This is a genomic window from Fusobacteriaceae bacterium (assembly GCA_031272775.1).
In the GTDB taxonomy this organism is placed as follows: Bacteria; Fusobacteriota; Fusobacteriia; order Fusobacteriales; family Fusobacteriaceae; genus JAISST01.
The window spans coordinates 72067-94049 of the sequence record JAISTB010000037.1 but is presented as its reverse complement, the minus strand read 5'-3'; the positions used below and the strand labels follow the sequence as shown (position 1 = coordinate 94049).

The following is a 21983-nucleotide window of genomic DNA, read 5'->3' as shown; positions in this document are numbered from 1 at the left end:
AATGGCGGGGTACAAATTCGGCCAAATCGTTATTGGAGCGCTGAGGCAATCACAGGATTGACGGAAGAAAAAGGATATCGCTGATCGCTCCGCTTGCCCTCGACCTCTCTGTCGGCCCTGCGGCCGGCGTCTCCCCCTTCACACCATCATATGTTTCGTAAAATTGTTGCAGGTCGCCATGGGGCCGGTGAACCGGGGTGTCCGGAGCGAGCAGGTTTCGCGACTGTAGTAGCGGCAGTTGCAGCAGATCTTTTTTGCGGGATCCGCGTAATTGCAGGTGTTTACGGGATTTGTGGCGTGGGGGGCTTTTTTGACGTTGCACTGCATGCCGCCGTAGTGGTGGCAGTCTCGGCATTTTTTGCTCATGGTGAGGTTCCTCCTTTGGGGTTTGGTTATAGTTTGAGATTCGGGCACGGGCTGAGAAGCCCTTGCTACTGGGGTTGCCTTTTGGCAGGGGCATGGGCAGGGATGTCCATGCCCCTGCCGATATGCCTGTGCGACGCTATCAGTTCTGTTTTTGCCCTCTCACGTAGCTTGTCTCCCGGGCAAGCTTCCCTCTCAATCTATCCGTATGTCCGTGCTTGAGATGGGCCGTATAGCTGTTTATTCTCGGCTGGATAAAATCAAGATCAATCAACCCGAGGGCATAATCTTTTGTCATTTTTTTCAAAAGCCTTTTGTAGCGCTTTTTTGTTTGCGCGGTTACTTTCCGGATGACTTTGCCGGTTTCCGTCAGGTAGATGTGGAAACCAAGGTATTTCACGCCGTTTAATACCGGGAAAATCTGTGTCTTTTCGTTAAACTCGATGTGCAACTCACCGGCGGCAAACGCACGCAATTGAGCCAAAATTTCCAGCAGATACGTCTTGTCCCCATGCAAAAGGATAAAGTCGTCCATATACCGCGTATAGTATTTAATCCTGAATTTCTCTTTTATCAGTCTGTCCAGCCCGTCCAGATAGTACAGCGCAAACCATTGACTTGTCTGATTCCCCAGAGGCAGGCCTTTGTCTGGCTCTTTTTCATAACTGTCGATAATCAGAAACAGCATATCAAGGATATCCTTTTCCTTGAATACTTTCGAAAGCTTCTCCTTCAATACAGCGTGGTCAATATTGTCAAAATACTTCCGGATATCAATTTTCAGGAAATATCCCTTTGTTCCATGCTTCTTGTAGAAATCCGCCAGAAATTGTGTGAGTCTTTTCAAAGAGAAGTGGGTTCCTTTGTCAATGCGACAGGCGGCGTTATCGAAGATCAGGCGCTTATCCAGCACAGGGGCGAGGATGTTGTCGCACAGGCAGTGCTGGACGACCCTGTCCGCATAATAAGGCGCAAAAATGGATCTGGTTTTCGGATCGTGCACATAAAAATGATAATATCCCAGCGGTTTCCAAGTCCGGTTGATCAATTGTTCCTGCAAGGTATAGATGTTCCAAGCAATGTTCATCTCAAACTTGATAACCTCTGTCTTTCCCCGCTTTCCGAGACGTGCAGCCCGGTGGGCATTGTACAGATTTTCAAATTTGCACATCTCTTCGTAGGTTTTCATATCGCTTTCTCTTACCCTTTTTCATCGGCAGGGAACGGGATTTGACCGAACAAAATTCCCGTTCCGCATGTCCGAAAGCCAATTGCATGATTTATCAATTTTGCGGCGTTCAGACAACCGCCGACAGTTATTTTTCCGCCTGACCGGCGAAAGGGAACCAGGTTCCTTTATCTCTCCGTACGGACTGCCCTACGTAGGGTAAGTTTCTGACAGCGAGAGAATGCGGGACGGACACCGCCGTTGTCATTATCATTGTTGACATTGTTGCCATTCATGTTGACATTCCCGTCATTGTTGACGATAGCAGCATTATTACTATTGTTGCCCGGCGACCGGAGCCACCACCAAGTTTCAACCGGATCCCCCGAATAAGCCTGTGACTCAGTGTTCGGTCACATTTCAGCCGCAGGCTTTTATCGCGTATTCATGTATTCATCGTTTCTTGTCGCTATTAATCCATGCGCCAAGTAGTCGCTGGCAGTCTGTTGTTTGTTTGGCTATTTGCTCAAATTGTTTCATCAGGATGCATCCCTGCGTCATGGATAACTCCGCTATATAAGCGAGTATCTTAAGATCAGTCAGCGCCTTATGCTGAAAAGACAGCCGTTCAGCCCTGTTTGCGGGAGGGGCTTCAGGACCAATGAAAATGTCATTGGCCCGGTAGATGTTTTCTATTGCATCAAGAGCTAAATTTTGCAGTTTGCTGATGAAGGTGAAGCGGAATTGTTTTGGGGATTTTTGGGTGATCGTCATGATGTAGGAACAGAGATCTTTGGTTTTTGTTACTACTGTCAATTCGCTTTGCGTTTTGCTCTGTTGCTTGTATGCCATTTGCCCCCCAAAAAACAATCCGGCGCGACCCGCTTCGCGGATGATTTTGCCGCCTACGGCGGCGATTGCGTCGCTTCGCGACAAGATTCATGCGCCTTCGGCGCACAAAGATGATTAAAGATTAAAAGAGTACAGATTAGAGATTCAGCCAAAGAGCGGGACGGACACCGCCGCTGCCACTATCATTGCGGACACGGCTGCCATTCATGTTGACATCCCCGTCATTGTCGACGAAAGCAGCAGAAGTACTATTGAGGCCCGGCGACCGGAGCCACCACCAAGCTTCTGAACCATTGTATTTTGCAATTCTTTTCTGATTAAATTGATCACTAATATAATAATCACTATTCAGACTTTTATTCTTCAGTTGTCCACTATCGCCAAAGTACTGAACTACTTCAGCAATCGACAGAAGGAATACCTTATCTTGCGTATTGTTTCCGCCGTTAGTTCCGAACCATTGGTTGTCAACATTTTTAATGTTTGTCAACGCAATCCGCGACTGTTCAGTCTTGGAGAAAGAATGATAAAAATCATTGTTGAGCCATCGACGAAGCGTACACGTCTCCCAGGTGACATCCCAATCTGTATTATATGGCATATTGACATGAGTAACGTCCTGGGCAATCAGTAAAGCTTTCTCATTTTTTACATCGAGAACCACCCAGTCGTAGGCGCCAAAATGGAAGTTGTCCCCAATACTCGGCATTGAAATGTCGTTTTGAGAAAAGTCATTATTTAGATTTCCATCTATGGCAGTGGTCAATTCCGTGTTTTCCTCATCGGAATCCAAGCTCAGCCAAAGAGCGGGACGAACACCGCCGTCGTCACTAGCACCGATGACACCGCCGCCATCCATGTTGACACGCCCGTCATAGTCGACGATAGCAGCATGATTACTAACGTAGCCCGGCGACCGGAGCCACCACCAAGCTACTGAACCATTGTATTTTGTAATTCTTTTCTGATTAAATTGGTCATTAATAGCATAGCCCTTGCTATCTTTTAATATCCATTTGTCACCTTCCCAGTACCATCCCTTTCTATTTTTCAAATCGCCGCTATCACCTAAATACTTAACCACTTCAGAAATAGAAAGCAGGAATATCCTGTCTTGCGTATTTCTCCCGCCATTAATACCATACCACTGATTGTTTTCATTGATATTGGCTGTCGGTACTATCTGCCTTTGTTCCTCTGCACTGAATGAGTAAAAGAACTCTTCATTCAACCATTTGCGTAACGTACATGTTTCCCAGGTCACGTCTACCCATTCTTCGTTATAGGGCATATTGACATGAGTAATATCCTGGGCAATCAGTAATGCTTTTCCATTTTTCACATCAAGAACTCGCCAATCATAGGAGCCAAATTGAATACTGTCACCAATTTTAGGGGTGAAGATTTTGTTCTTGCGTGGCTCATTGCTTAGAGTTTTTTCAACTGTACAATTTGAACCATCAGCGTTTGACTCATCAGATGCATGCGGCATGTTCTTATTTCTGGAATCAAATTTTTTTAGAATGTCATTATTCATCCTGCTTATTATCATCTCCTCAACGTTCGTTTTTCATCCAAAGATTGTTCTTTAGAAATCATCGCATTTTATATGATCTTTTGTCACGAAGGAATATTCACTGGCTTCGGGGCAGTATTAGTCACAATCAATCTGCATTCATATCATTGGATTATAACCTAAAAGCTGGTTAATAGCCATTCCTTTGTGCACTCATCAACTACTTTTCTTATTAGATGAAGTTGCCTTAAAATTACAAGTAATTACCGGTATTCGTCAAGCGACTTTATTATTGGAAATCGGATATCGCTAAATCTAGCAAGATCGATGTCAAAGGTGCTACTATATATAATATGATACAGATTCCCTGCAATAGAGAGATAACATTCAAGACTTTTTTTATCATCACCAATGAATATAATGACGGCATCGACATCCGTCTTTTTGTCCGTGCCTTTCAGAGAATTCAGTATTTCTTCCTCAATGCTCAAGTCTTTAATTTTTCTCAGAAAATCATCTTCGCTCATTTCTATTGCCGTTATTGTTGCACGTGAGTTGTGATTATCTTCCAGTAAATTATTAATTTTTTCTTTATAACTGAATAGTTCGTTCTTAAAATTGTCATCGACCGGAATTATTTTAGTGGGGTCTAGTTTGGCAGCAATTAAAATCTTCACTAAACCTTCTCCTTTTCTCTTCATATGTATGATGTTTTTTCTTTTACCATACTCGACTGATGCGTTTATTTCCTTGCTTCTGTCTCCATTTAATATATACTCACGTAAATCATCGAAGCAATCGCTTAAAACGAAATCTGAACTTGTTACATCGCTCAAAATATTGAATGCGATCTTGCCCATAAATCTTCTTTCATCTTCTCTATCCCACGATAAAAGCAGTTTAATTACTGGGTTTTCTATGATTTCTCTGGTTTGTACTTGTTTCAGAGAAGATTCGTCTACGGTTAAATCATCAAGTATCGCTTTTAAACTCTCATAATCATCATAGTCGTTCAAATAAATAACATATCTTTTATCATATTCAGAATAAGCAATCTTGAATTGTTCCTTATCAAATCTTTTATTTTCACGCAATTCAACATTTTTGCGATCACTTATACATTCTTTTGCTTTGTTCATAAAATCAATCAATGCACTGCACTCTTTGTCATTACAAAGATTCATCGTCAAAATTCCGCTTGTTATATTAATTTGCCCGGGTTCAGTAATATTTTTAGATGTATCTATTACTAATGTTGAAGAATAATCTTCATTAAATCCTAAAAATTCTCTCGGTTTATCGTATCTGTTTTTAAAATCTCTTTTTATTCTCTCGACAACTAAAAAAGATTTCCGCAACATCGCGCCTTCAAACTTTGAAAGAGTATTATTAGACTGATCGCCTACGCAGTCAATTGTTTTTTCTCCTCCAAATGCAGCAGGAATGATGTGCTCCTCACTCTTATTTTCATATTTTTTTGAATAAATACATTTCACTAATTCATTGACATTTGGTTTTTCTTTTTTCATCTTTGGCTCCTATTAATATATAGTATTATTGAAAGCAAATCAATTTTGGGATAAATGTACCTGAATTCTGCCATTCATATTATCAGACGGTATCTTGCAATAGCAGTATTCAGTAATCAAAAACTCAAATCATTGATCTCCCAAAAAACATCCGTATTCTTAAAATTGGGATTATTTCCCCCCAACTCAATCGCCAACTGCCCCCTGCTATTCTTAACCTTCGGATCCGCCCCTTTCTTGAGCAGCTCTTTGATGATCGTCATCAAATCATTTTGCGCGAATCTGTTGTTGGATACCGCATACATTAGAGGCGTCATACCCTTATTATCCTGATCATTAATGTTCTCGGTCCCTTGGATAAGCTTCAAGATCTCCCCGACCGTCCTTGTATTTTCCAAAGCGAGCATAAGCATTGTCTTTCCGTCTTTGTCTTTCGCGTTGATATCGACGCTGACCTTCAGTAACTCATCAATGATTGCCGACGGCTTATTGGCCTGCATCGCATACTCCAGCGCCGTCTTGCCATCTTTCCCTTTTACCTTGGCATCGGCGCCTTTCGTAATAAGCTCCCGGATGACTCTGACGTCCTGATCACTCCTGACGGCGAGAATCAAAGCGGAATCTCCATTCAACGCTACATTTGCGGAAGCTCCTGATAAAAGCAACGTCAACGCGATCTCCGGGTTTTTATTATTTTCCAGAGCATACAAGAGCGGCGTATAGCCGTCGTTATCCTTTGCGTCAACTTCGGCGCCCGCGTGTATGAGCGCGTCAAGAACGTTCTTATTGCCGTTATTCACGGCGGCGTACATCAAGGGAGTTATGCCGGTCTTAGTCTTCATATTCGCATTGGCGCCATTAGAAAGCAGAAATTCAATGATTTCCGTCTTTTCATTATACAGAGCGCCCATCATTAACGGCGTCGCGCCATCCATATTTCTTGTTTCAACGGATGCTCCATTCTCGAGGAGAAGTCTCCCCACCCTGACATCGTCACCCGCTTCGGCAAAGCAAGCAAATGCTGTTGTCCCCGTATTATCCCTAACTTTTACATCAAGCCCGCTTTCGATCAAGACTTTTACTGCATCATAGCTGCCGTGTTGCCGAATCAGACGCATCAGAAGAGTTTCTCCATCCTGAGATTTATAGGAAATATCGGCGCCGCCTTCAATTAATTTCCGAATTCCTTCGGCTGAAACTTTGCTCTGGATTGCGTATTCAATCAGCGGAATCCCCTTTACGCGGACGTTTGTCTTCGCGCCACGCGCAACCAGGATTCGTATGTAATCGGACTTCTTGTTTTCTATGGCATACATCAGCGCCGTATGGTTTTGATTATCCACCCAATCAATATTTGAGGTGTTTTGGGCCAGAAAATCTACGATACTGTGGTCCCTGTCCGCCAGAATTGCAATCATCAACGCGTTTTGCTTTTTTTGATTGACGCAGTTCTTTTCAGCGCCTGCGTTCATGAAGTTTTGTATTTCTGTCAGAGATTGAATTCTGCAGGCTTCGAGAAAGAGGAAATTCCTTTTTCTTTGATCTTCCACCGCTCGTTGTCGCGCGGCCTCTTCTTCCCATTCTCTTCGTTCGCGCTCCGCCTGCTGCCGCGCAGCTTCTTCCCTTCGCAGTCTTTCATTTTCACGTTGTTCGGCCTCACGTGATTGCTCACGCGACTGCTGGCGCATCAGCGCTTTTTGATATAAGTCGTAGTCATATTTTTCCGGATGCGCTAAAATCTCTTCATCCATTTTATCTCCGAAGCTATTCAAACCTCCTATAAGCCCTTTCCAGTCAAATGCCATGATTGTCATCCTCCTTCTTAATCAGTTTCTTGCTGTTCTTCCAAAACTTGTATTGCTGCAGGTCAAGGTGAAGCCCCGACATGCACAATCCAACAACCGCCGCATCGTCGATAAGCCCGACGCCGAGGAGGAAATCCGGAATCAGATCAACCGGACTGAAAACGTACAGCAGGGTTCCGACAATGGCAGCAATAGTCTTCCAAGGCAACTCTCTGTAGCTGCCATTGGTGTAATCCTTGACAATTGAGAAGAGCAAGGGGATATCCTCACTGAATTTTGACAGCGGGCCCTTAACCTTCTTCAGGATTTTTTCTTCTTTGGAAAGAATGTCTGTCACGTCGCTTTCCGACACATTGTTCGAGTACTTCTGAAATTCCTCATTTGCTTGATCATCTGTTACGTCGCGCATTTTGCCTCCTTTTGCTCCACATCATAATATTTATCGATCAATACGTGGAATTCCTCTGTCGCATGGGCATCCCTGCCCATACGCTTTCTCCCAAAAGCTCCCCCCGTATCACGGGCTTCCAGCCCGTGACGCAAACTCTCCGTAAAGGCAATCTTATCCCATGCCCTACAGCGTAAAATCTTAATTCGCAGCCTTTTCCATTTCGCCTGTTTAGAGAAAAATCTCCCCATTCTTTCTTCATAACAAAATTCCCGAAAACAAACGGTTTTCGTTTTTGACAAAATCTTTTTTATCGGGAACACTTTTTTGAACTCAGTGCGATTTTATGTTTCCAACAATTATTCACGCATAACAACAAATCTAAAACAGGCGCAATGCCGCCGTTTCAGGACGCTTCTGGGTCATTTTTATGGATTGACTATTATGGGGTATAATTGTCAGGGGCAGGATCGCTAAAAAGGCTGTAAACAGCAGGAATTAAAGAGAGCTGAATGGGGTATAAAATCGAGAAAAATTGAGAAAATACTTTGGCCTTTGAAATTGGCTTTTTTGTGTACTATCAATAAAAAAATGGCAGAATTTATTGGATTCTTAGTCTTGACATACCTCCGGTTAATGAGGTAAAATGGAAGCACTTGAACTCACAATTATACCCCATAATTTTCCTCCCCCAAATCCCGCATAAATCCGCGCTTTGACTTTTCCCTTGTCACATCTACAGGCCACAAACCGTCCACAAGAGATACCGCTCAACGCCTTGGTTTTGAGCGCCTTTGCCGTCATATCAAAAATAATATCAATGCTATAGGCCACAAAAGGGCCACGAGGGAGTAAAGGAGAACATTTTTCCGCTATCGTGTAGGTGTATTCCAAAATCCTGCGTGAGGCGCTGGAGAAAGCGGTCGAATAAACGCGAAACGCAAGGGGGTGTTTTTTTCTTGCCACCCACTTGACAAAATGCAAAGCTGCGGCTATACTTTAGTATCAGACGATTACGGACAGGGGAGGCCGGAAATGACAAAGGAAAATTTGCTCGACTGCTTTATCGGCGCGGGGAAAGAGATTATTTCCGCGAAGGATGAACTGACCGCCATCGACGCCAAATATGGCGACGGCGATCACGGAATCACCATGGAAAAAATCGCCGGCGCCTTCCTTGCGGCAATGGATACCGCGAAAAAAACCGACGTCGGCGTGAACGCCGCCATGGAAGCCGCGGCCGACGCCATCATGGCCATAAACGGCGGCGCGGCGGTCCCGCTGTGGACGACGCTTTTCGGAGGCTTTGCGGAAGCGCCGGGGATGGACGCGGCGGACATCGGTCCCGCCGATCTTAAGACCCTTTTCGCCGGCGGCTTGCGCGCCATCCGGGACGTCACAAAGGCCGAAGAAGGGGACAAAACCCTGATGGACGCCCTGATTCCGGCCGTAAGGGCCATGGAGGCATGGACGGGAGACGACGCTAAAGGCATGCTCGCGGCCGCGGCCGCCGCGGCAAAGGCCGGGGCGGAAGCCACAAAAAACTATGCGGCCAAATACGGCAGGGCCAAGAATTACAAAGAGGCGACGCTGGGGACAATGGACGCGGGCGCTCTTTCCATGGCCCGCTTCTTTGCAGGTCTGTGCGAATAAAGAAACAGGCGGGGAGACCCGCCCTGATCACAAATATCCAGGAGGTGTAAAGCATATGAAAATGAAAAAATTCATCAACCAAGCGGACACGCTGACGCAGGAACTACTGGAGGGTCTCGTTCTCGCCCACGGCGATCTCGTGGAGCTGGTCGGCGGCAACATGGTCGTGAGCAAAACGCTCAAAGATGCCGACCGGGTGACCATTGTCACCTTGGGCGGCACGGGGCATGAGCCGGCCCTGAGCGGCTTTGTGGGCGACGGGATGCTCGATATTTCCGTAGCCGGAGATATTTTCGCAGCCCCGAATCCCCAGTCGGTCTTTGAGGCCGTCAAACTGGCCGACAAAGGCAAGGGCGTCCTGCTTCTCGTGCTCAATCACGCGGGAGACATGCTGACCGGCAACATGGTCATGAAAATGGCGGAAAAAGCAGGGATCAACATCCAGAAAGTCGTGACTCAGGAAGACATCTCCAACGCCCCCCGGTCCAACGCCGATGACAGAAGAGGCCTCGCGGGCGCGGTCCCCATGTATCACATCCTGGCCGCGGCGGCAAAGGAAGGGCAGTCCCTCGATGAAGTGGCTGCGCTGGCCCAGCGCTACGCCGATTCCATGGCGACCATTGCGGTGGCGGCAAGGACCGCGACGCATCCGGCTACGGGCGCGGAATTCGGCGATCTCGGCGACATCGATATGGAAATCGGCATGGGGCAGCACGGCGAGGGCGGCGGCGGCCGGCAGCCCATGAAGAGCGCCAAAGAAACCGTCGCCATCATGGCAAACGCCCTGGTCAAGGACATTCCCCTTGCCAAAGGGGACAAGGTCTTTGTGATGGTCAACGGTTCGGGCGCGACCACATTGATGGAAATGTTTATTCTCTACAAAGATTGTGTTCATTACCTCGAAAGCCTCGGGATCACCGTTGTGGCCAACATGGTGGGCGAGATCCTGACGGTGCAGGAACAGGCGGGATTTCAGCTGAATATTGCCAAATGGGACGAAGAATTCCTCCGGCTCTGGAACACGCCGGCGGCCTCTTTCGCCTTCTGGAGGAAATAATATGGCCGACGCGAAGGGAAATCAAGCGGCAAAAGAATACCACGTCGGTCTTGAACCGGAAGCGCGGGTTTTTCCCGTCAAGGGCGCGGCCCATTACGACTGGGGACTGCAAAACCGGCTCGGGCGGATCTTTGATCCGAAATCCGGAAACACGGTTATGCTGGCCTTTGACCACGGCTATATCATGGGACCCACGGCGGGCCTTGAACGGCTGGACCTGGTCATTCCGCGGTTGATCCCCCATGTGGACGTCCTCATGGGGACCCGGGGCGCGATCCGGACCTGTGTCGATCCGGGCGTCGCGAAACCCGTATGTCTGCGGGCCACCCACGACGAGTCCGTCCTCAAGGACGACATGACCACGGGATCGGGCTTCGGTCTCGATATGGAAGAAGTCATCCGGCTCAACGCCCAAATGATCGCGATCCAGACCTTTGTCGGGGCCCCCGGCGAAAGAGATTCTATCGAGACGCTCTGCCGGGCCGTGGACCGGGGCAACCGCTACGGCATCCCCGTCCTGGGCGTTGTGGCCGTCGGTAAGGATATGGCCCGCACGACGGAGTTTTTCCTTCTGGCCACAAGGCTTCTGGCCGAAAACGGCGCCCACGCCATCAAGACCTACTATTGCGAGGGCTTTGAAAAAGTGGCGGCGGCCTGCCCGGCGCCGCTCATCGTGGCCGGAGGCAAAAAAATCCCCGAAAACGAGGCGCTTTCCATGGTTTACCGGGCGGTTTCCGAAGGCGCCCGGGGCATCGACATGGGCCGGAATATTTTCCAAAGCGCGTCTCCGGTCGCCATGGCGAAAGCCATCGGAAAGATTGTCCACGAAGGTAAGAATGACGCGGAGGCTTTCCGCTTCTTCAACGAAGAGGCGGCCCGGGCGGAAAAGGCCTGAGCCGGCGAATAGAAGGCAATGCGACCGATACCCCACAAAAAAAGGAGGAGAGCATATGGCGGCGACATTTATGCACGTCGGAATACCGGTAACCAATAAAAAAGAGGGGATGATCTGGCAGGAAGGCCTGAAGATCTGGATGAATCCCTCGGTGGATGACTACGATTACAAGATCGAATATCTGAAATTCGAAGAAGGCACGCCCTTCCCGGAGATTATGCACAAGAATCCCCATGTGGCCTACAAGGTGGACGACATGGAAAAATACCTCAAAGACGCGGATCGCGTGATTTTCGAGCCCCTCGAAATCGGGCCCGGCGTCCGGATCGCCTTTATCGTCAAGGACGACACGATCTTTGAGCTCTACGAAGACAAAAACTGACCCATAAAAAAACGGGGCGCCGGTAAAAGGGGCTCCGTTTTTTTATTTTTTCATCAGCCGGCCGTTGCGGTACTGCTCTTCCCGGATCAAATTTCCGGCGTCGTTGTAAATTCGGAAGGGACCGTCCTGACGCCCGCCCCGCCAGCTCGTTTCCGCTTTGAGCTTGCCGTCGGGCCCGTATTCCTTCCAGATCCCGTCGGGCAGACCCCTGCGGTAATTGGCCTCAAGCTTCAGATTACCGTTTTCGTAAAATGAGCGTTTCCCGCCGTCGGGAAAGCCGTTCACAAAGCGCCCGCTCTCAAGGAGCTGACCGCTTTCGTAATATAGCTTGTATTCCCGGGTCGTCATGGTCCTGGCGATGCTGGTCCTCGCGCGAAATTCCGCCCGGGGGAGTTCAGGCGCCGCCATGGGGGCCTGTCTTCTCGCGTCTGATGCGACGGCCCGTACCGTTCCCGCGGAGGCGCTGACCGCAACGGTCCGCTCCCGACCGCCGGGTCCTCCGAATCCTCCGGGTCCCCCGGGCCCCCCCGGTCCCGGTCTCATCGAAAAGTCAAGACCCTGCCGCTGCAAGGCGCTTTCCACGGTAAGTTCCTCGGTCTTCGTCTCAAAGACGCCTTCTTCGTTGAGGGCCCCGTTTTCATAGTAAAGCCGGTAAGGTCCCGTGGGCGCGCCCGCGGCGTAATTGGCCTCGCCTCTCAATTGTCCGTTTTCATAATATTCCCGGGCGACGCCGTCATAGACCCCGTCCCGGTACGTAATCTCAAACTGGGGATGGCCGTTTTCAAACCAGGCCCGATGTACCCCTTCACGACGGCCCCGGGCGTAATTTCCATCTTCCCGCAGCCGCCCGTTTTCATACCAGGAATTGCGCCGTCCCTCTTCGAGGCCGTCCCGGATCTGATGGACGCTGTCGGTTTTCCCGCTCCGGTAGAGAATACGGAGCTGACCCGAGTAGGGCTCGTCGCTCCCTTTCCGGTAGATCAGCCGCCCGCGCAGTTCCGCGTCGTTGATATCAATTTCGTGGGCCGCCCCCATGACGAGGAAACTCCCCGTCAGAAGCAGCGTCCAGACCAGTCTTTTCATGCTTTCCTCCGCGCAAAAACCGGATTCCGCGCTTGTCTTTCCCGACCCCGTACGGGCCCGGGCATACCGGAATCCATCGCTTACAGCATAGCGTTTTTTTATGTCAGGGGAATGACTTCGCCCATAATTAGGTTATATCACGTCGGGGCGGCAAAAGCAAAGGAATTTTTTGGGAAAAATGATTTGTAAAATCGCTGTATATATGGTACACTGTAAATAAAAAGCCTGCTTTGCTTTCAGGGTTTATTTGTTTTGGGGTGATTATTTTGTGGCTGCTCTTTATCAAAGGCATCATCACGGGGCTTCTGCTCTCCATTCCCTTTGGTCCCGTAGGGATTTACTGCATGGAAAAAACGCTCTCTGAAGGGCGTATGAAGGGCTTCACCGCCGCAATGGGCATGGTGACCAGCGACTTGTTTTACACGGCGCTCGGGTTCTTTTTTCTGGACCAGGTCGACACCTGGATCCTCCGCTATGAGCTGTATTTCAAATTTATCGTGGGTTTTCTGCTGATCCTCGTTTCCTTCGGCAAACTCAAAAAACGGCGGGAAATGAAGCATATCGAGACCTCTCCGGCCGGGTACATCAAGAGTTACACGACGACCTTCGCCATCGCCCTGGGGAATTTGCAGAATTTTTTCACGATCTGGCTGATTTTTTCAACGCTTCGGGTCTATGCCGACGTGCACCGGGGCTGGATCGTCATGCTCATGGCCGGCGTCCTCACGGGCGGCGCCGCCGAATGGACCTTTATCACGCTGGGGCTCACCCACTGGAAAAAATTCGTCTCCAAGGAAAATCTGCTCAAAGTCACGCGGATCATGGGCATTCTGATTTTCGGCTTCGGCCTGTTCATCCTTTCCATGGCCGTAAAGCAACTGGTCGCCCTGCGTTGCGTGAACCTGTTCCGGCGTCTGATCCCCCATTTTTCCCTGCTGTCGCTCAGAACGTAAACATATACTATTTTGATACACGGGAGGAAGGAAAAAACACATGAAACCGGTTATCGGCATTACCATGTCCCGGGAAAAGAAAGACCCCGGTTACTTCATCAAACAACATTACGGCTACATCTCCTCCGTCGAACGGGCGGGAGGCCTGCCGGTCCTGATCCCCCTCAGCGGGGACATCGATTATCTGCGGGAATTTATGACGGCCGTCAACATGAAGGGCCTCATCATCGCGGGCGGGGAGGACGTCCATCCCTTTGCCTACGGCGAAGATACCTCGGTCAATGTCCACTATACGGATCCGCTGCGGGATGAGACGGAATTCGCGGTCCTCGCCATCGCGCGGGAGCGGAAAATGCCGGTATTCGGCATCTGCCGCGGCTTGCAGCTCATCAACGTCGCCTACGGCGGGACGCTCTACCAGCATATTGACGCGGAACTCCCGGGCGCCCTGGGCCACCATCCGGCCCAATATGAACGCCACGGCCTCGCGCACAAAATCCTGATCGAAAAGGATTCCTTCCTTTACCCCATTTTTGCTGGGGAGGACGGGGAAAAGGCGGAAATCGCCGTCAACTCCGTCCACCACCAAGGCGTCAAGGACTTCGCCTCCGACGTCCTCAGGGCCGTGGCCCGGTCCCGGGACGGACTCATCGAGGCCTTTGAACATAAAGATATGGACGGGCATTTTCTCTTCGCGGTGCAATGGCACCCCGAGGGACTTTCCCATCTTGATCCGAAACAGCTGGAGATCTTCAAACGTTTTATTGAAAGAACCTCGGCGCAAAACTGAGAAAAACCGCGTCTATCGGGGCGCAACCTGAGGAGGTACACATGAAAATAGCCAGGAGACCCCTCTCCGACATACTGAATGAATTGGCGCCGAAACTGAACAAAGGGGTTTTGATCGGCGTACTGCTGGCAATCCTCGTTCTTTTCGGAACCGGTTCCTATTACCAGATCCAGGAACAGGAACAGGCCGTCCTCGTGACGCTGGGCAAGGCCCGGGCCGTGACGACTTCGGGGCTGCATTTCAAGATTCCGCTGATCCAGCGCGTCATCAAAGTGGACACGACGATCAAGCGCTTCGCCATCGGTTACAACGAACGGACCAACGAGAGTCGTGAAGAGGAATCCCTGATGATCACCAGAGATTATAATTTTGTAAACGTCGACTTCTTTGTGGAATACCGCGTATCGGACCCCGTCAAGGCCCTCTACGCCTCCAGGGAGCCCGTTGCCATTTTGAAGACCATCGCCCAGGGCTGCATCCGCACCACCATCGGCGGCAAAGACGTGGATTCGGTCTTGACGACCGGAAAAGGCCCCATCCAGGCGGCCATCCGGGCGGCCATCCTGAAAAAGCTCGCGCAATTCGATATCGGGCTTCAGCTGATCAATATCACGATCCAGGACGCGGCGCCCCCGACGGCCAAGGTCATGGAATCCTTTAAGCAAGTGGAAACCGCCAAGCAGAGCAAGGAAACGGCCATTCACAACGCCAACAAATACCGGAACGCAAGGCTCCCCGAAGCCGAGGCGGAAATCGACCGGATTCTCCAGGAAGCGGAATCCTCAAAGGCCCGCCGGATCAATGAAGCCAACGCTCAGGTGGCCACGTTCAACGCCATGTACGAGGAATACAAAAAAAATCCCCAGATGACCAGGGAGCGCATGTACTACGAGACCATGGAGGAAGTCCTCCCGAACCTCAAAGTAATCGTCGACGGGACCGGCAGGGTCAATACCATGCTGCCCCTCGAATCCTTTCAACAGCAGGGGGGTGAGTGAACATGAAAAAAATCGTCAGATTGCTGGCGGGACTCGTGCTCCTTTCCGTCATCGCGCTCTTCGTGGCCGTGACCATGGTCGTCATCACCCGGGAAAACGAATTTACACTGATCCGGCAGTTGGGTAAGGTCGAGCGCGTCATTGAAACGCCCGGCATTTCGTTCCGGATCCCCTTTATCCAGCAGGCGGACAAACTGCCCAAGGAGATCCTCCTTTTCGATCTCGCGGCTTCGGACGTCATCACCATGGACAAGAAAACCATGATCACCGACAGCTACGTGCTCTGGAAGATCGACGACCCGCTTAAATTCGCCCAGAATTTCAACTACAACATCGGAAACGCCGAAAGAATCATTGAAGCCGTAGTCTACAACGCCATCAAGACCGTGATCAGCTCCATGAATCAGAACGACGTGATCAGCTCCCGGGACGGAGAGCTTCAGGAAATCATCGAAAAGAATATCAGTGAAAATACCGAAAAATACGGCATCGTCTTCCTTTCCATCGAGACGAAGCGCCTGGACCTGCCCGCAGACAACAAAGAGGCGGTCTACGAGCGCATGATCTCCGAACGGGACCGGATCGCGACGACCTACACGGCCGAAGGCGCCTCGGAGGCGCGCTTCATCCAGAACACCACGGACCGGGAGATCAATATCCGGATCTCGGGCGCCCGGGCAAAGGCCGCCTCCATCATCGCCGAAGGCGAAGGCGAATACATGCGGATCATGGCCGAAGCCTACGGGGACCCGAGCCGTTATGAGTTTTACCGCTATATGCGCTCTCTCGAGGCTCTCAAGCGGTCCATGCAGTCGGGAAAAAAGAACAATACCGTTATCCTGCCGAAGGATTCGCCCATGGCGGAAATCTTCATGAAGCGGGAGTAAAATCGAGGCGTAAATCAAATTGGAAAACGAAAAAACAAACCTGTTGACGCGGACCTGGGTCGTGACGGTCCTCGCGTCTTTCGCCTGCATCCTCTGGGGCAGCGCCTTTTCCGTAATCAAGATCGGCTACCAAATGCTGGGGATCGCGACCTCGGACACATTTTCCCAGATCGTATTCGCCGGAGCGCGCTTTGTGCTCGCGGGCTTCCTGACGATATTTTTCGCAAGCCTCTTCCGAAGGCGGCTGTTGTTGCCGACGAGGGCCATTGCGCCCAAGATCGCCGTGATTTCCTTTTTCCAGACGATCCTGCAATATCTGTGCTTTTACGTGGGCGTCGCCCATACGACGGGCGTCAAGAGTTCCCTGATCAATTCGCTGAACGCTTTTATCTCCATCCTCATAGCGACGCTGGTTTTCCGTCTCGAAAAACTGACGCTGAAAAAAGTCGCGGGAGGCCTGGTGAGCTTCGCGGGCGTATTGATCGTGACCCTGAGCGGCAAAAGCATGGGCGGCGGGCTGTCTCTTCTGGGAGACGGGCTCGTCTTCTGTTCGGGCATCGCCTACGGATTATCGTCAAATTTAATCAAGATTTACAACAGGGACGCCGACACGGATCCGGTACTGATCAGCGGCTGGCAGTTCATCTTCGGGGGCCTCGTCATGATCGCCGTCGGGCTCATGACCGGAGGGCGCCTGCGTTTTCAGGGAAGCGGCGCGATTCCTGCCCTTCTGTATCTCGGTTCCGTTTCCGCCGTGGCCTATACGATCTGGGCGATCCTGCTCAAATACAACTCCGTCTCGCGGATTTCCATTTTTTCCTTTGTGACGCCGCTGGGCGGCGTGGTCCTCTCGGGGATTCTTCTGGGCGAATTTGGCCAGATCCTCAACCCCGGGGCCATTCTGGCCATTGTCCTCGTCTGCCTCGGCATTGTGATCATCAATAAAAAATAAGTGAGGAGAACTCTTGAAACTGCCTTTGAAAAAAATCGTCGCCGCTCTTTTGGGGGCCGCTTTCGCCGCTTGTCTCTTGGGCGGCGCGGCCGGACTTGTTATTTTCCAAAAATATAAACGCGAAATGCCCGAAATAGCCGATCTCATCGAAAACTACTCGCCTTCGCTCCCGACCCGGATCTACGACCGGAACGGCGAGCTCATCGACACGATTTACGTCGAATCCCGGGACGTGGCCCGGATCCGGGAAATCCCCGAAATCACGAAAAACGCCTTTCTGGCCATTGAAGACAAACAGTTTTACACCCATCACGGCCTGCATTTCAAACGACTCGTCGGGGCCCTTTTGGCCAACCTCAAGGCCGGGCGTACCGTGCAGGGCGCGAGCTCCATTACCCAGCAGTTGACGAAAAACGCCTTCCTTTCCCAGGAACGGACGCTGACTCGCAAGATCAAAGAGGCCATCCTGACCTTCGAGATCGAGCGGCGCTATACCAAAGACGAGATCCTCGAAAAATACCTGAACGAAGTCAATTTCGGCTCGGGTCTCTACGGCATCAAGACCGCGGCGAAACAGTATTTTCGCAAGGACCTGAACGAGCTCAACGTGGCGGAATCGGCCCTTCTGGCCTGCATCCCCAACCGGCCCGAGCGCTACAACCCCCGTCGGCATCTGGACGCGGCGGTAACCCGGGCAAAACGGATCATGGCAGCCATGCGCGCCGACGGGCGCATTACGGAAGCCCAGTATCAGGACGCTATCGCCCATGAATTCATCAACGCGGACAAACTCCCTGAAGAGTTCACGGCCGGCCGGAACGTCACCGTGATCTACGACAGGGAAGGCTCGTCCTCAATCCATTATCCGGACTTCACCAATCTCGTGACGGATTTCCTCCTGGACAAATTTCCCGGAGAGGACGTCTACAGCGGCGGCCTCACGGTCCGGACGACCCTTGATCTCAAAATGCAGCAGGAAGCGAAAAAAGCCTTTGACGGCTATGAGCTCTTCCAAAAGAGAAAAAACCTCGACGGGGCCCTTGTGACCGTCGATCCCGTCAACGGCCACGTGATCACGATCGTGGGCGGCCGGAACTTCAAATCCGGAAATTTCAACCGGGCCACCATGGCAAAGCGGCAGGTGGGCTCGTCCTTCAAGCCCTTCCTCTATTTCACGGCGATCCACTACGGCTTTGAGACGACGACCGTCATTGAGGACAGCTTCTTTTCCCAGGGAACCTGGACGCCCAAAAATTTCGGCAATACGTACCTGGATAACGTCACGCTGCAAAACGCGCTGGACCGCTCGCTCAACATCGTTTCGATCAAGCTCCTCAAAGCCGTGGGCATAAAGGCCCTGCAGGAAACGGCAAAGCTCGTCAACCCCGACATCCGCGTCCCCGACAACCTGACGGCGGCCCTGGGTTCCTTTGAAGCCACGCCGCTCCAGATGGCCACGGGCTACGCGGTCTTCGCCAACGGCGGCTATGTGGTGGATCCGATCTTCGTGACGGCCGTGGAGGACAAGAACGGCAATACGATCTATAGCGAGGAAATCCGGCAGGAAAAGACCTTTGACAGCACGGAAACCAGCATCGTGACCTCCATGCTCGTGAGTTCCGTCCGAAGCGGCAGTTCGGCCCGGGCGGCCGTTACGACCAAGGACAAAAAGCCCATCGCCCAGGGCGGCAAGACCGGAACGACCAATGAAAACCGCACCGTATGGTTTGTGGGAATTACGCCCGAGTACGTGACGGCCATCTACGTGGGCCGGGACGACAACGGACCCGTGGCCGACATCACCGGCGGCACGGGGGCGGCGCCGCTCTGGCGCAATTATTACAAGAAAATCATCGACGACGGCCTCTATCTGCCCGGGGAATTTTCCTTCCTCGACAACCACCTGAAAAACGGGGATCTGCTGTTGCAACGGATCGACCCCGTGACGGGACTGCTGTCCGATTCCGGCAAGGAATACGTCGTGCGTGAAACGGGCATGCAGATCGAGAGCGACGTCAAATACGCCAGGGGCATAGCGGGCGTATTGGGCTTCAATACGGACATTACCGATGAAGAAGGGGGGCCCCGGCTGCCCGGGGAAGAAGAGAACGGAGGCGTCGGCGCCGAAGACGACCCGACCTACGGCGAGATTCTTGAAAGACAATAATTACGCGGAAAAATAAGATTTTTTATCGAATATAAAAACGCTCCGGTTTTTCGCCGGAGCGTTTTCTCTTGTTTCTATTTCGTGATGGCGGCAAGCAGCTCTTCCTTGGGCTGCACGCCGATCAGCTTTTCGGCGAGTTTCCCCCCTTTGAAGACCGCCAGGGTCGGAATGGACATGATCCGGAATTCCTGGGCCAGCTCGGGTTCGTCGTCAATATTCACCTTATACACCTTGAATTTTCCTTTGTTTTCTTCCGCCAGGGCGTCCACCACGGGTCCCATCATCTTGCAGGGTCCGCACCATTCCGCCCAGAAATCCACGAGGACCGTCTGGTCGCTTTTCAGTACTTCTTCCAGAAAATTGTCCTTTGTTACCGCTTGTACACTCATGTCTTCACCTCTTTTATGTTTCAGATAGATCTGATAAGTATATTATAGCGCTTTTTTCATGCGTTGTAAATCAAAATGTTTCAGGCGGAAGCCGGCGTCGCCCCGCGGTCTAACAAAACTTCGTGAAAAAGGGAACCAGCACGAGAGAAACAATGGACATCAACTTGATCAGGATGTTCAGCGAGGGTCCCGCCGTATCCTTGAAGGGGTCTCCGACGGTGTCGCCGACGATGGTGGCCTTGTGCCGTTCGGAGCCTTTCCCGTCTTCATAGATTCCGCTTTCCACCTGTTTTTTCGCGTTGTCCCAAGCGCCGCCGGAGTTGGCCATCATGATGGCGAACAAGACGCCGGTCACGAGGGAACCCGCCAGCATACCGCCCAGGGCCTCCACCGAGTAGATGCCCATGACCACAGGGGCCACCACGGCCAGCAGACCCGGGAAAATCATTTCTTTCAGGGCAGACCGGGTAGAGATCGCCACGCAGCGCTTGTAGTCGGGCTTGGCCTTTCCTTCCATGATGCCGGGAATCTCCCGGAACTGCCGTCTCACTTCATAGACCATTTTCATGGCGGCCCGGCCCACGGCGGTCATGGTCAAGGCCGAAAAGAGAAAGGTCAGCATGCCGCCCGTAAAGAGCCCCGCGACGACGTGGGGATTGGAGATCAAAAGTGAAATCTTCGTCCCCGTGGCTTCCACGGCTTCCTGATAGGCCGCGAAGAGCGAAAGGGCAGTCAAAGCGGCCGATCCGATGGCAAAACCCTTTCCGACGGCGGCCGTGGAGTTTCCCACGGCGTCCAGCATATCGGTCGTCTCCCGGACTTCGGGCCGCATATTGGACATCTGGGCGATGCCGCCGGCGTTGTCGGCCACGGGCCCGTAGGCGTCCACGGCGACGACCATGCCGGTGCTGGCCAGCATGCCCACGGCGGCGACGGCGATTCCGTACAGCCCGTAGGCCTCCGCCCCGCCCGATACGCGATAAGCCACGACAATTACGAGGGCAATGACGAGGATAGGCGCGACCGTGGATTCCATGCCCACGGCGAGTCCTTCGATTATCGTCGTGGCCGGTCCGGTTTTGGCCGCCTCGGCGATTTTATTGACCGAGCGCCGCCCCGTATCCGTATAGCGCCCCGTAAAATAGGCGATGATGATGCCCGCGGCGAGACCCGCCACGATGGCCCAGAAGATGCCCAAAGGCAGCCCCAGACCCCGTACGACGATCCAGGCGCCCGCTACGGACAACAGGCCCGCGATCCGGGTCGCGTTTTCCAGCTTCACATAGACCTTGGCGGGATCCGAAGTCCTTACGGTCAAGGTCGCCAGAATGGATCCGAAGATCCCGAAGGCCGCGATCAAAACCGGCGCGTAAATGAAGCCGAAATTGCCGCCGTCGGCCCCTCCGGCCCGCCGCCAGATCGTCCAGCCCAGGGTCATGGCCGCGATGATGGAACCCACATAGGACTCGAACAAGTCCGCGCCCATGCCGGCCACGTCGCCGACGTTGTCGCCGACGTTATCGGCGATGGTGGCGGGATTCCGGGGATCGTCTTCGGGGATGCCCGCTTCCACTTTTCCCACAAGATCCGCGCCGACGTCGGCCGCCTTGGTATAGATGCCGCCGCCGACCCGGGCGAAGAGTGCGATGCTCGAGGCGCCCATGCCGAAGCCCGTAATGATTTCCATATCAAAATCGTAGATAATTAAAAAGATCGACAACAGGAGCATGCCGAGGCCGACAACGGAAAGGCCCATAACCGCGCCCCCCGCGAAGGCCACGTCCAGCGCCCGGGCAAGGCCCCCCTCATTGGCCGCGATGGCCGTCCGCCCGTTGGCCCGGGTGGCAATCCGCATGCCGATATTGCCCGCCGCCGCCGAGGTCAGAGCCCCGGCCACAAACGTCACCGACACTTTGACGTTGATGAGAATTCCCAAAAGCGCCGCCACCAGCACGACGAACCACAAAAGCGTCTTGTACTCCGCCGCCAGGAAGGCCATGGCCCCGTCCCGGATCGCTTCCGTAATATCCGCCACCGCCGGTATATTGATGCTGAACCGCATAACTTTCTTCGCAAAATAAAGCGCCGCCACGAGGGCGACGATTCCTCCGATGACGCCCAGAATCACCAATTCATGCTGCAAACCGGTAATTCCG

At 52.0% G+C, this 21983-nt stretch carries 22 protein-coding genes and 1 pseudogene; 10 read left to right on the top strand and 13 right to left on the bottom strand.

Translation table 11 applies throughout. From position 1 onward, the window contains the following. Positions 1–138 precede the first annotated feature (138 nt). The 10 genes and pseudogenes from LBQ97_09060 to LBQ97_09015 all read right to left on the bottom strand — a co-directional run bounded on the left by LBQ97_09060 (position 139) and on the right by LBQ97_09015 (position 8587). A complete protein-coding gene (locus tag LBQ97_09060) occupies positions 139–366 on the bottom strand; it encodes a hypothetical protein (protein ID MDR1832857.1) in 228 nt (75 codons plus the stop codon). A gap of 139 nt (positions 367–505) precedes the next feature. Next, positions 506–1552 carry a reverse transcriptase/maturase family protein gene (locus LBQ97_09055; GenBank protein MDR1832856.1) on the bottom strand — a complete coding sequence of 349 codons (1047 nt, stop codon included), beginning with the start codon at positions 1550–1552 and terminating at the stop codon, positions 506–508. Positions 1553–1719: 167 nt separating this feature from the next. Beyond that, positions 1720–1914: pseudogene (locus LBQ97_09050) on the bottom strand (DUF6273 domain-containing protein). 70 nt (positions 1915–1984) lie between these two features. Then, a complete protein-coding gene (locus LBQ97_09045) occupies positions 1985–2467 on the bottom strand; it encodes a four helix bundle protein (protein ID MDR1832855.1) in 483 nt (160 codons plus the stop codon). Between the two features lie 52 nt (positions 2468–2519). Next, a complete protein-coding gene (locus tag LBQ97_09040) occupies positions 2520–3920 on the bottom strand; it encodes a DUF6273 domain-containing protein (GenBank protein ID MDR1832854.1) in 1401 nt (466 codons plus the stop codon). Positions 3921–4162: 242 nt separating this feature from the next. Further along, positions 4163–5428 carry an HNH endonuclease gene (locus tag LBQ97_09035; protein ID MDR1832853.1) on the bottom strand — a complete coding sequence of 422 codons (1266 nt, stop codon included), beginning with the start codon at positions 5426–5428 and terminating at the stop codon, positions 4163–4165. Positions 5429–5544: 116 nt separating this feature from the next. After that, positions 5545–7233 carry an ankyrin repeat domain-containing protein gene (locus LBQ97_09030; GenBank protein MDR1832852.1) on the bottom strand — a complete coding sequence of 563 codons (1689 nt, stop codon included), beginning with the start codon at positions 7231–7233 and terminating at the stop codon, positions 5545–5547. After that, positions 7223–7642: a DUF1232 domain-containing protein gene (locus LBQ97_09025; GenBank protein ID MDR1832851.1), complete on the bottom strand. Its 420-nt coding sequence runs from the start codon at positions 7640–7642 to the stop codon at positions 7223–7225. The genes LBQ97_09030 and LBQ97_09025 overlap by 11 nt, the downstream gene beginning before the upstream one ends. Beyond that, positions 7630–7944, bottom strand: coding sequence for a hypothetical protein (locus LBQ97_09020; protein ID MDR1832850.1), 315 nt, complete (start codon positions 7942–7944; stop codon positions 7630–7632). Before LBQ97_09020 ends, LBQ97_09025 begins: the two co-directional genes overlap by 13 nt. 310 nt (positions 7945–8254) lie before the next feature. Then, complete coding sequence (locus LBQ97_09015; protein ID MDR1832849.1) at positions 8255–8587, bottom strand: hypothetical protein; 333 nt, start codon at positions 8585–8587, stop codon at positions 8255–8257. Between the two features lie 69 nt (positions 8588–8656). Between LBQ97_09015 and LBQ97_09010 the strand changes: the two genes are divergently transcribed. From LBQ97_09010 to LBQ97_08995, 4 genes are read left to right on the top strand one after another with little or no spacing between them, the layout of a single operon-like run. Then, the gene (locus tag LBQ97_09010; GenBank protein MDR1832848.1) at positions 8657–9274 is read left to right on the top strand and encodes a DAK2 domain-containing protein; all 618 of its coding nucleotides are present in this window, start codon (positions 8657–8659) and stop codon (positions 9272–9274) included. Between the two features lie 55 nt (positions 9275–9329). Then, positions 9330–10331, top strand: a complete 1002-nt coding sequence (locus tag LBQ97_09005; protein MDR1832847.1) for a dihydroxyacetone kinase subunit DhaK — start codon at positions 9330–9332, stop codon at positions 10329–10331. A gap of 1 nt (position 10332) precedes the next feature. After that, positions 10333–11226: a 3-hydroxy-5-phosphonooxypentane-2,4-dione thiolase gene (gene lsrF, locus LBQ97_09000; protein MDR1832846.1), complete on the top strand. Its 894-nt coding sequence runs from the start codon at positions 10333–10335 to the stop codon at positions 11224–11226. 55 nt (positions 11227–11281) lie between these two features. After that, positions 11282–11608 carry a hypothetical protein gene (locus tag LBQ97_08995; protein MDR1832845.1) on the top strand — a complete coding sequence of 109 codons (327 nt, stop codon included), beginning with the start codon at positions 11282–11284 and terminating at the stop codon, positions 11606–11608. Positions 11609–11650: 42 nt separating this feature from the next. Here LBQ97_08995 and LBQ97_08990 read toward each other — a convergent pair whose 3' ends face one another. Next, positions 11651–12691 (bottom strand): toxin-antitoxin system YwqK family antitoxin, encoded by a 1041-nt coding sequence (locus LBQ97_08990; GenBank protein ID MDR1832844.1) that lies wholly within the window; start codon positions 12689–12691, stop codon positions 11651–11653. 266 nt (positions 12692–12957) lie between these two features. On the opposite strand from LBQ97_08990, the gene LBQ97_08985 reads away from it, so the two are divergent. From LBQ97_08985 to LBQ97_08960, 6 genes are read left to right on the top strand one after another with little or no spacing between them, the layout of a single operon-like run. Beyond that, entirely contained in the window at positions 12958–13644 is a 687-nt protein-coding gene (locus LBQ97_08985; GenBank protein MDR1832843.1) for a LysE family transporter, read from the top strand. 40 nt (positions 13645–13684) lie between these two features. Further along, complete coding sequence (locus LBQ97_08980) at positions 13685–14434, top strand: gamma-glutamyl-gamma-aminobutyrate hydrolase family protein (protein MDR1832842.1); 750 nt, start codon at positions 13685–13687, stop codon at positions 14432–14434. A gap of 41 nt (positions 14435–14475) precedes the next feature. After that, positions 14476–15432, top strand: a complete 957-nt coding sequence (hflK, locus tag LBQ97_08975; protein ID MDR1832841.1) for an FtsH protease activity modulator HflK — start codon at positions 14476–14478, stop codon at positions 15430–15432. 2 nt (positions 15433–15434) lie between these two features. Further along, entirely contained in the window at positions 15435–16319 is an 885-nt protein-coding gene (locus LBQ97_08970; GenBank protein ID MDR1832840.1) for a protease modulator HflC, read from the top strand. Between the two features lie 43 nt (positions 16320–16362). Next, positions 16363–17271 carry a DMT family transporter gene (locus LBQ97_08965; protein ID MDR1832839.1) on the top strand — a complete coding sequence of 303 codons (909 nt, stop codon included), beginning with the start codon at positions 16363–16365 and terminating at the stop codon, positions 17269–17271. 13 nt (positions 17272–17284) lie between these two features. Further along, positions 17285–19438: a PBP1A family penicillin-binding protein gene (locus LBQ97_08960; GenBank protein MDR1832838.1), complete on the top strand. Its 2154-nt coding sequence runs from the start codon at positions 17285–17287 to the stop codon at positions 19436–19438. Positions 19439–19512: 74 nt separating this feature from the next. Here LBQ97_08960 and trxA read toward each other — a convergent pair whose 3' ends face one another. Beyond that, positions 19513–19827: a thioredoxin gene (gene trxA / locus LBQ97_08955; protein MDR1832837.1), complete on the bottom strand. Its 315-nt coding sequence runs from the start codon at positions 19825–19827 to the stop codon at positions 19513–19515. Positions 19828–19936: 109 nt separating this feature from the next. Further along, positions 19937–21970, bottom strand: a complete 2034-nt coding sequence (locus LBQ97_08950) for a sodium-translocating pyrophosphatase (protein ID MDR1832836.1) — start codon at positions 21968–21970, stop codon at positions 19937–19939. Positions 21971–21983: the final 13 nt, after the last annotated feature.

Excerpts from the sequence above, each read along its gene's own strand:
- LBQ97_08990 (MDR1832844.1), bottom strand. The coding sequence starts at position 12,691 with ATGAAAAGACTGGTCTGGACGCTGCTTCTGACGGGGAGTTTCCTCGTC.
- LBQ97_09035 (MDR1832853.1), bottom strand. The coding sequence starts at position 5,428 with ATGAAAAAAGAAAAACCAAATGTCAATGAATTAGTGAAATGTATTTAT.
- LBQ97_09030 (MDR1832852.1), bottom strand. The coding sequence starts at position 7,233 with ATGGCATTTGACTGGAAAGGGCTTATAGGAGGTTTGAATAGCTTCGGA.
- trxA (MDR1832837.1), bottom strand. The coding sequence starts at position 19,827 with ATGAGTGTACAAGCGGTAACAAAGGACAATTTTCTGGAAGAAGTACTG.
- LBQ97_09005 (MDR1832847.1), top strand. The coding sequence starts at position 9,330 with ATGAAAATGAAAAAATTCATCAACCAAGCGGACACGCTGACGCAGGAA.
- LBQ97_09025 (MDR1832851.1), bottom strand. The coding sequence starts at position 7,642 with ATGCGCGACGTAACAGATGATCAAGCAAATGAGGAATTTCAGAAGTAC.
- LBQ97_09010 (MDR1832848.1), top strand. The coding sequence starts at position 8,657 with ATGACAAAGGAAAATTTGCTCGACTGCTTTATCGGCGCGGGGAAAGAG.
- LBQ97_09040 (MDR1832854.1), bottom strand. The coding sequence starts at position 3,920 with ATGAATAATGACATTCTAAAAAAATTTGATTCCAGAAATAAGAACATG.
- hflK (MDR1832841.1), top strand. The coding sequence starts at position 14,476 with ATGAAAATAGCCAGGAGACCCCTCTCCGACATACTGAATGAATTGGCG.
- LBQ97_08980 (MDR1832842.1), top strand. The coding sequence starts at position 13,685 with ATGAAACCGGTTATCGGCATTACCATGTCCCGGGAAAAGAAAGACCCC.
- LBQ97_08995 (MDR1832845.1), top strand. The coding sequence starts at position 11,282 with ATGGCGGCGACATTTATGCACGTCGGAATACCGGTAACCAATAAAAAA.
- lsrF (MDR1832846.1), top strand. The coding sequence starts at position 10,333 with ATGGCCGACGCGAAGGGAAATCAAGCGGCAAAAGAATACCACGTCGGT.
- LBQ97_08970 (MDR1832840.1), top strand. The coding sequence starts at position 15,435 with ATGAAAAAAATCGTCAGATTGCTGGCGGGACTCGTGCTCCTTTCCGTC.
- LBQ97_09060 (MDR1832857.1), bottom strand. The coding sequence starts at position 366 with ATGAGCAAAAAATGCCGAGACTGCCACCACTACGGCGGCATGCAGTGC.
- LBQ97_09055 (MDR1832856.1), bottom strand. The coding sequence starts at position 1,552 with ATGAAAACCTACGAAGAGATGTGCAAATTTGAAAATCTGTACAATGCC.